Here is an 8,813-nt window from a genome sequence, read left to right on the forward strand (position 1 = left end):
CGAGAGCGAAAGTGTTATCGCGCCGTCGTACTGTCCCCTTGATCGCGAACTTGAGCTATCTTGCCGCGATGATGGTCACCGTCCTGCGGGACTTACCGGCACTCATAGCCAAAGCCGCCTCGCCGGAAGCGCCAGCCGCTGCCGCCAAGTTCCGGCCCATCGCTCTTGCCGGCGGACCACCGCATCAAGGGCACCGATGGCGGTGCCGGCGGTGATTGCAATGTCATCGACCTCTTTCCCCGCAAGACCTTGCGCATCGGGAGGCACGACGCGGCCAGCTCGGCACCGCCGCAATGGGCGCGGCTAGACCAGCGCCGGGCAGCGTGCTGGGGTGGCGCGAGAGAGATTTGGGCCGCCTTGTTGGTGAGCATTTTTGCACTCACCTGCGGGAGACGCGCCATCGGATGCTGGCATTGATTTTAGACGGGGAACTGGAGCGCAGCTATTCGATACGAGTCGAGGCTCCGCGCGATCTGGCCGACGACCCCAGCGGCGATCGGCTCGATGCGCTTTTCTGCGCGATCCAGACGGCCTGGTCGTGGACGATGCGAAGCGAGCGATACGGCGCGCCGGAACATCTCGATCCGCTGGAGGGATGGATCGCCGATCCATCCCTCCAGGAACCCACCGGTCCGGCTTCAGCCTGAACCCGGCGCCTCATCGGCTCGGCGTCTACTCGGCTGCGCCGCTCTCGGAAGCCAGGGTCGGGCCGGCTTCAGGCCGCCTGCGCCGGAATGTCCTGCGCAGAGCAACGTAGAAGACCGGCGTCAGGAAGAGGCCGAACAACGTCACGCCCAGCATGCCGGAGAACACGGCCGTGCCGAGCGATTGGCGCATTTCCGCGCCAGGCCCGCTGGCGATCACTAGCGGCACCACGCCCAGGATGAAGGCGAATGCCGTCATCAGGATCGGCCGCAGCCGCAGCCGGCAGGCCTCGACAGCCGCCTCGACGGCGTCAAGGCCGCGCTCCTCACCTTGGCGCGCGAACTCGACGATCAGGATCGCGTTCTTCGCCGCCAGGCCGATGAGCACGATCAGCCCGATCTGCACGAGGATGTTGTTGTCGAGACCGCGGAAGGCGACGCCCAAGAGGGCGGCCAGCACGCTGAGCGGGACGATAAGCACGATGGCGAAGGGCATAATCCAGCTTTCGTATAGCGCGGCGAGCGCCAGAAAGACGAACAGAACCGACAGGCCGAAGATGAAGACCGCCGTGTTGCCGGTCTGCCGCTCCTGGAAGGCGAGTTCAGTCCATTCGAAGGAAGTGCCCTGCGGCAGCGATTCGGCTGCGATCCCCTCCATCAGGTCGAGCGCCGTTCCCGTGGCGACACCCGGCGCTGCATTGCCCTGAAGCGGCACGGAGACATACATGTTGTAGCGTTGCACGAGCGAGGGACCGGTGACGTCGCGGATCTCGACCAGTGTGCCGAGCGGCACCAGGTCGCCAGCCGCCGAGCGCACCTTCAGCTTCAATATGTCGTCGCGATCGATGCGGAAAGCCTGGTCGGCTTGCGCCCGCACCTGGTAGACGCGACCGAAGGCATTGAAATCGTTGACATAGGCGGTGCCTAGATTGATCGACAGCGTCTCGAAGATGTTGGGGATCGGCACGTTCAGCATGCGCGCCTTGTCGCGGTCGATCGCCAGGAAGAATTGCGGGCTGGAGGCCGAGAAGGTGGTGAAGACGCCCATCAACCCGGGCGTCTGGTTGGCCTTGCCGGCGATTTCGTTGGCCAGCGCCAGAATCGGCCGCATGTCGGCGCTGTTGCGCTCCTGGAGCATCATCTTGAAGCCGCCGGAGTTGCCGATGCCCCGCACTGGCGGCGGCGGCAGCGCGATGATGAAGGCCTCCTGGATGCTTTGCAGGCTGCCAAACAGCGTGCCGATGATCTTGTCGGAAGTATCGCCGCTCTCGAGCCGTTCCTCGAAGCTCTTGAATGGCGCGAAGATCACGCCGGAATTGCTGGCGTTGGTGAATGTCGCGCCGTTGAATCCTGCGAAGGCGACGGCGTTGGCGACACCCGGCGTCTCGCGGATGATATCCGACGCCTTCCGGATGACCGCGTCCGTTCGGGCGAGCGAAGAGCCCTCCGGCAATTGCAAGACGACGATCGCATAACCCTGGTCCATGTTCGGGATGAAGCCGCGCGGCACCGTCTGCAGCATGTGATAGGTCGCGTAGAGCAGGCCTGCGAAGACGAGCAGCATGGCGGCAAGCGCCAGAGTCGTGCCGACCAGTCTGTGCACCAGCCACGCATAGCCGTCCGCCATCCTGTCGAACCCGTTGTTGAACCCGTTCGCCAGAGCGCGGCCGAACCTTGCCAGGAAGAAGTTCGAATGTTCCTCGATGTGCGGCTTGAAAAGCACGCCAGCGAGAGCCGGCGAAAGCGTCAGCGAGTTGAATGCGGAGATCGCGGTGGAGACCGCGATGGTGATGGCGAACTGCAGGTAGAACTGGCCGGAAATCCCGGGAATGAAAGCCGCCGGAACGAAGACGGAGATCAGCACCAGCGAGATCGCGAGGACCGCGTTTCCCACTTCATCCATGGTCTTGTGCGCAGCGGCGCGCGGAGCGAGCCCCAGCCGGATGTTCCGCTCGATATTTTCCACAACCACGATGGCGTCGTCGACAACGATGCCGACCGCCAGCACCAGCCCGAACAGAGTAAGCATGTTGAGCGAGAAGCCGAAAGCGAGCAGCACGGCAAGCGTGCCGATCAGCGAGACCGGTATCGCCACGATCGGCACGATCGCCATGCGCCACGACTGCAGGAACACGATGATGACGATTATCACCAGCAGGATCGCCTCGGCGATGGTGACATAGACCTCGTTGATAGATTCGGCGATGAACTCGGTCGGATTGTAGATGATCTCGTAGGCCAGCCCCTCCGGGAAATCCTCCGAAAGCTCCGCGATGGTCTCCTGGATTTCTTCCGCCGAGGCCAAGGCATTGGTGCCCGGCCGCTGGAAGATGCCGAGCGCCACCGCCGCCTTGTTGTTGAGATAGGAATTGGTGACGTAGTCCCTGGCGCCGAGCTCTATGCGCGCCACGTCCTGCAGGGAGATCAAGCGGCCGTCCTCGGTCGACTTGACTATGACGTAGCGGAAGTCGCGCGCGTCTTGGAAGCGCCCTTGCGTGGTGACCGTATACTGGAAGGCCGAGCCGTCGCCAATCGGCGGCGCGCCGATCGAGCCGCCCGACACCTGGACGTTCTGGTCGCGCAGCGCCTGGACTACGTCGCCTGCGGTCATGCCGTAGGCGGACAGCTTTTCCGGGTCGAGCCAGACGCGCAGCGAATATTCGCGCTCGCCGAAGATCTGCACGTCGCCGACGCCGTCCAGTCTCAGCAGGACGTCGCGCACGCGCGAACGCGCATAATTCGAGACGTAGAGCTGATCATATGTGTCGTCGGGCGACAGCATATGGATGACCATCATCAGGTCGGGCGAACTTTTCGCCGTGGTGATGCCGAGCCGGCGCACCTCTTCCGGCAGGCGCGCTTCGGCGATCGAGACGCGGTTCTGGACCAGCACCTGCGCCGCGTCGAGATCGGTGCCGGGGCGGAAGGTGATGGTGAGCGACATCGAGCCTTCGCCGGAGGAATAGGACGACATGTAGAGCATGTGCTCGACGCCGTTGATTTCCTGTTCGATCGGCGTCGCCACGGTCGCGGCGACCGTCTCGGCGTCGGCGCCCGGATAGGAGGCGCGCACCACGATGGTCGGTGGCGCGATTTCGGGATATTGCGCGACCGGAAGCTGCGTATAGGCGATGCCGCCGACGAGCACGAGCACGATCGACAGCACCGCCGCGAAGATCGGGCGGTTGACGAAGAAATGGGCGAAGTTCATTGCGTCTGCCCTTCGGCTTCAACCTTGGGCGGCAACGTGGTCATCTCGGACTTGACGGTGACGCCCGGCCGCACTCGCACCAGCCCGTTGATTACCACGGTCTCTTCGCCGGTGAGGCCCGCGCGGATAACGCGATAGCCGTCGATGCGCGGGCCGGTGCGGACCGGCTTGGCCGAGATCAGGCCTGCCTCGTCGACAACGAAGACGATGCGGCGGTTCTGGTCGGCGCCGATCGCCTCGTCAGGCAGAAGCACGCCCGGATGCGGCAGCGAGCCGGGCACGTTGATGCGGCCGAACATGCCCGGCTGCAGCACGCCGTCCTTGTTGTCGAAGCGCGCCCTGGCCCGCATCGTGCCGGTAGCTTCGTCCAGACGGTTCTCGGCGAAGTCGAGCTTGCCCTTGAACGTCGCTTCATCCCGGTCGGCGACACGGACGACAACATCGACGCCGCCGGCGCCCTCCTGCATGACGCCGCCGCGCTCGCGGGCGTCGCGCGCATAAGCGAAGTAGGTCCGCTCATCGATGTCGAAATAGAAGTTGATCGGGTCGATCGAGACGATGGTGGTCAGCACGGTCTGGTCGGCCTGCACCAGATTGCCCGGCGAGATGAGCCGGCGGTCGACCCGGCCGGAAAACGGCGCCTTGATCTCGGTGAATTCGAGATCGAGACTTGCGTTTTCAAGTGCCGCCTCCGCGCCGTCCAGTTGCGCTTGGGCGGCGAGATATTCGCGGCGGCGGTCGTCCAGCGTCGAAACCGGTATGTTGCCTTCGCGCGACAGGGTCTCGGCGCGCTCGAACTGCATCTTGCTGAATTCGACCAGGGTCTTGGCCGAGTCGACCTGCGCCTGCGCCTGGTTCAGCGCCGCCTTGAACGGCCGCTGGTCGATGGTGAACAGGAGGTCGCCCTGCTTGACCAGCGTACCGTCCTGGAAATGGACCTGGTCGAGATAGCCGCCGACGCGGGAGCGCAGCGAAACCTGGTCGACGGCTTCGAAACGTCCGACGAACTCATCGTCCTCGACGATATCGCGCACCAGCGGCTTGGCTACCGTGACGACGGGCGCGGGAGGCGCTTCCTGCGCCTGTGCGGCCGAGGCCGCGAGCAAGCCGATCGCCGCGAAGGCCGCGGCGGCGAGCCATTTTGCAGGGACGTTTCTGCTGGAGGGGGCGGCCAGAGAATCGTGGCGGAGGCGTGCAGTGTGAACCATGGTTACCCCTCGTAGTCGGCCCTTCATGCGAAGTCCGTAACATCTAGGTACCGGGTGTGCCGCACAAATCAATCTTTTTGAACGGACCACCACAACCGACAGCTTGCTATTGAACAAACTTGAACATCATCAACCTTGACAAGGAAGCGGCTAGCCGGGGAGCGCGAACGCACATCTCGCGTTTATCCGCTGCGTAGGCATCGCCATGCGGCCGAGCAGCCATTGAATTCACGCCGCTGTATGATTCATATTGACTATTTAGTCGTTTTGACTATAATGTACAAATATGATTAGCGGTGGGCGTTTGCCAGACAGGAGGAAAGGCTAGTGACAAGCGTATCTCAAGCCCCAGGGTCGCACGTGCTCCGTAGCCGATGCCACGGGTTCGCAACTGCGTTGAAGTTCGGCGCCGACCTCGGCAAGGCAGGGAGGTCCAGGGCATGACATCCGGCGCTGCAGCTTTGTGCCTCGGGCCTGGCGGCTCGGACGGGTTTACAGTTCGTCAATTAACAAGGCGAAGGCCGGCGGCAGTTGAAATCGAAGTCGCCGTGACCGCAGCTTCCGTCAACCCGATCGATGTGCGCCGCTCCGAAGGCTATGGCCGGAAGCTCCTATCGCTGATCGGAGCCGGCACGTTTCCGCTAGTGCTCGGCAACGACTTTGCGGGTACGGTTACGGCGGTAGGCTCTCGTGTGGCGACTTTCAAGATCGGCGATCGAGTTTACGGCGTAAAGCCTGCTTCAACCGAAGGGACCCATGCCAGCCATGTGCTGGTCAAGGCTGTCCACGTGCTGGCCGTTCCGGAAGGCCTTGACCTTCACCCGCTCGCGGCAATTCCCTACAGCTTCACGACAATGTGGCTGGCTGTACGCGGCGCGGGCCTTTCCCGGGAGAACGCCGCCGGAAAGAACGTGCTGGTCCACGGTGCCGCCGGCGCACTAGGAACGTTAGCAACGCAGATGCTCTCCTCATGGGGCGCGAGAGTTACGGCGATTGCCCGGAAGTCAAACAGCAAGGCGTGTCTCGAGGCGGGTGCCACCGAGGTGGTCGAGCGAACAGACGAGCTGTTCGTCTCCCTGGGGCGCACTTTCGACGCGACTCTCAACTTCGCCACCTGGGAAGACGATCTCGCGTTGCTTGGCTGTCTGCGCGTCGGTGCGCTCGGTCACGCAACCACCGTGCACCCAATGTTAGGGAACTTCGACCGGCTTGGCTGGCTGCGCGGTTTGCTAAAGACAATCTCGCAAAAGAAGCATCACCGACGCGCGCTGCCCAAGGGCGCCAGCAATTACGCATGGGTCCTCTTCAAGCCGCACAAGGCAGCACTGGATGATTTGCGCCAGTTCGTCGAACACAACCATGTCAGCCTGCCGATCGGGCTGTGCAAGCCGCTCGCCGCAGCAGGCGAGGCTTTCGACCACGTCAGGAAAAGACAGCCGGGCCGCGCGCTGCTGCTGCCCTGACACCACAGTCGAGACGTTGCGACGAGCGCGAAGGGGCGCACCTCAGGCTTTCATAAGGTGCGTTGTCCATCAAAACATGCGGCCGGGATGCTTTATCCAACACTATTCAGCGCTGGCCGAGGCCGAGAGCTCGAAGCGTCGCTTCGAGCGCTTGGCTGGTCGTTTCGGGCCGGGGACCTCGCGCAATAATTCCGCGCGTCACCTCCAGCCATATTCCAATTGCGATGTCGGCTGCCAACTCAACGTCGCGCACGCTCACCCGGCCCTGGGTAATCGCTTCCCCGATGTCCGCCTTGAGATTTGCGCGGACCCCCATGCCGAACTCAATGGGTGATTGCGAACTCTGAATGACAAGGCGGGCCCAGTCCGTATCCGCGCTCGCTCTCTCCAAGAATTTCATGAACGCGAAAGAGAGGCGCTCAATCGGATCCCGCCGCTCGAGCCTGGCAGGCGACAGCAGCTCATCAAAGCTCTGACTGAGCCCGGCCCCGACCGCAGCCGCCAGATCTCCGATGCTCTTGAAGTGATAGTAGAAGGTCCCCTTGGCAACGCCCGCAGCCTCAACGACAGCATCCACCGTGATCGCCTCGTTCGTACGCCCCCCAAGGAGCGTCGCCCCTGCCTCCACGATCTGCGCACGCGTTCGCGCCCGCTTCTCACGCCCGATCTCCGCCCTGCGCGCCAAATCGACTTTTGCCATTAGTTCATGCCCTTTTTGCAATTGCACCATTATGCAATTCTCATATTGACGATATAGTCGTTTTGACATATTAGTGCAAATTGAAATTGAAGCCGGTCCCCATGCGGACGGCGAAGGGCCGCGAGGTCACGCTCGGTGAGAAGGAAAGCATTCGATGAACTTTCAGCCCCAAAAGGATTTCCGAACTGCGGAACGGCGTCTGCCCTTCGAATGCATTGCGCTGGTGTTGCAAGGAGGCGGTGCGCTCGGAGCCTACCAGGCCGGCGTCTACGAAGCCCTTGCGGAAGCTAACATTCATCCAGATTGGGTTGCCGGCGTCTCCATTGGCGCCATCAACGCCGCGATTATCGCTGGAAACGAGCCGGCCGAACGGGTTGAGAAACTGCGGACCTTCTGGCGGGAGATCACCGCCAATCCACTTTTCGACTGGACTGCCGCCGCAGACGCTCTCGCTCCGAGGGGCAATCTGCCGCGCGCGCTCTTCAATCAATTCAGTGCAGCCTGCGCGCTCGTCGCCGGGGCCCCAGGCTTCTTCAGCCTGCGACAGCCCGTTCCCTGGTTGTACCCGAATGGCTCAATTGAAAGCACGAGCTTCTACGACACCAATCGCCTCAAGAGCACTCTGGATCGGCTTGTGGACTTCGACCGGATCAACGCGGGCGGCATGCGTTTCAGTGTCGGCGCCGTGAACGTGCGGACAGGAAATCTCGTCTACTTCGACAATGAGACGCATACGATCCGGCCCGAGCATGTGATGGCCAGCGGCTCGCTTCCGCCCGGTTTCCCTGCGGTCGAGATCGAGGGCGAGTTCTACTGGGACGGCGGCCTCGTTTCCAACACGCCGTTGCAGTGGGTCGTCGAGCACGGGACGCGGCAGGACACGATTGCCTTCCAGGTCGACCTCTGGAGCGAGCGCGGCGAGCTTCCCCGAAATCTGGCCGACGTCGCGGCACGGCAAAAGGAAATCCAGTATTCGAGCCGAACGCGCGCCCATACCGATCAGTTCAAGCAGTACCAGCGCGCCCGACACACGCTCGCGAACCTTCTGGCAAAACTGCCCGCGGACCTTTTAGGTAGCGAGGAGGCGAGAATGCTGAGCTCAATTGCAGACCACAAGGTCTACAAGCTGGTCCATCTGATCTACGGCTCGAAGCAGTATGAAACCCACTCGAAGGACTACGAATTCTCGCGGCTGTCCATGGAAGAGCATTGGCGGGCTGGTTACTTCGACGCTTTGCGCACGTTGCGCCATCCAGAGGCGCTCCGTCGGCCGGACAATCAGGACGGGGTTAGCACCTATGACCTTGCTGCCGACGGGCAGGAATAGAGGTCAGTCACCGCCAAAAGGCTGACGTCACCGTCGCGGGGCCACCCTGGTCCTTCTGAACGCAAGCGAACCGCTTGATCCAGCCCAAAGGAATTTTCAGACATGCAGCAAGACACTGTCCGGGCGAGCGCTTTCGCCATGCCCCTGACCAGCCCGGCCTATCCGGCCGGTCCGTATCGCTTCCGAAATCGGGAGTATCTGATCATCACCTATCGCACCGATCCGCAGAAGCTGCGTGACCTCGTGCCGGAGCCGCTTCA

7 protein-coding genes and 1 pseudogene are annotated in these 8,813 nt (G+C 62.6%); 4 read left to right on the plus strand and 4 right to left on the minus strand.

Annotated elements, in window-relative coordinates; all coding sequences use genetic code 11:
- Positions 1-120: 120 nt before the first annotated feature.
- Positions 121-322 (minus strand): annotated as a pseudogene (locus tag NMG70_RS33410) (DUF1403 family protein); the annotation flags it as partial.
- An 82-nt stretch (positions 323-404) separates the two neighbouring features.
- On the opposite strand from NMG70_RS33410, the gene NMG70_RS29375 reads away from it, so the two are divergent.
- The gene (locus tag NMG70_RS29375) at positions 405-647 is read left to right on the plus strand and encodes a hypothetical protein (RefSeq protein WP_254027720.1); all 243 of its coding nucleotides are present in this window, start codon (positions 405-407) and stop codon (positions 645-647) included.
- A 25-nt stretch (positions 648-672) separates the two neighbouring features.
- On the opposite strand, the gene NMG70_RS29380 is transcribed toward NMG70_RS29375, so the two are convergent.
- Together NMG70_RS29380 and NMG70_RS29385 are read right to left on the minus strand one after the other, a co-directional pair.
- On the minus strand, positions 673-3,855 hold the full coding sequence (locus NMG70_RS29380; RefSeq protein ID WP_254027721.1) for an efflux RND transporter permease subunit: 3,183 nt from the start codon (positions 3,853-3,855) through the stop codon (positions 673-675).
- Complete coding sequence (locus tag NMG70_RS29385; RefSeq protein WP_254027722.1) at positions 3,852-5,063, minus strand: efflux RND transporter periplasmic adaptor subunit; 1,212 nt, start codon at positions 5,061-5,063, stop codon at positions 3,852-3,854. Before NMG70_RS29385 ends, NMG70_RS29380 begins: the two co-directional genes overlap by 4 nt.
- A gap of 440 nt (positions 5,064-5,503) precedes the next feature.
- Between NMG70_RS29385 and NMG70_RS29390 the strand changes: the two genes are divergently transcribed.
- A complete protein-coding gene (locus tag NMG70_RS29390; RefSeq protein ID WP_301555195.1) occupies positions 5,504-6,526 on the plus strand; it encodes an alcohol dehydrogenase catalytic domain-containing protein in 1,023 nt (340 codons plus the stop codon).
- A gap of 106 nt (positions 6,527-6,632) precedes the next feature.
- Here NMG70_RS29390 and NMG70_RS29395 read toward each other — a convergent pair whose 3' ends face one another.
- Positions 6,633-7,256, minus strand: coding sequence for a TetR/AcrR family transcriptional regulator (locus NMG70_RS29395; protein WP_254027724.1), 624 nt, complete (start codon positions 7,254-7,256; stop codon positions 6,633-6,635).
- A 124-nt stretch (positions 7,257-7,380) separates the two neighbouring features.
- Here NMG70_RS29395 and NMG70_RS29400 point away from each other — a divergent pair, with 124 nt between their 5' ends.
- Complete coding sequence (locus NMG70_RS29400) at positions 7,381-8,553, plus strand: patatin-like phospholipase family protein (RefSeq protein ID WP_254027725.1); 1,173 nt, start codon at positions 7,381-7,383, stop codon at positions 8,551-8,553.
- 102 nt (positions 8,554-8,655) lie between these two features.
- On the plus strand, positions 8,656-8,813 hold a 158-nt coding region (locus NMG70_RS29405), incomplete at its 3' end, for an acetoacetate decarboxylase family protein (protein WP_254027375.1).

Origin of the sequence: Mesorhizobium ventifaucium, from assembly GCF_935822925.1 — a bacterium.
Taxonomy (GTDB): Bacteria; Pseudomonadota; Alphaproteobacteria; order Rhizobiales; family Rhizobiaceae; genus Mesorhizobium; species Mesorhizobium ventifaucium.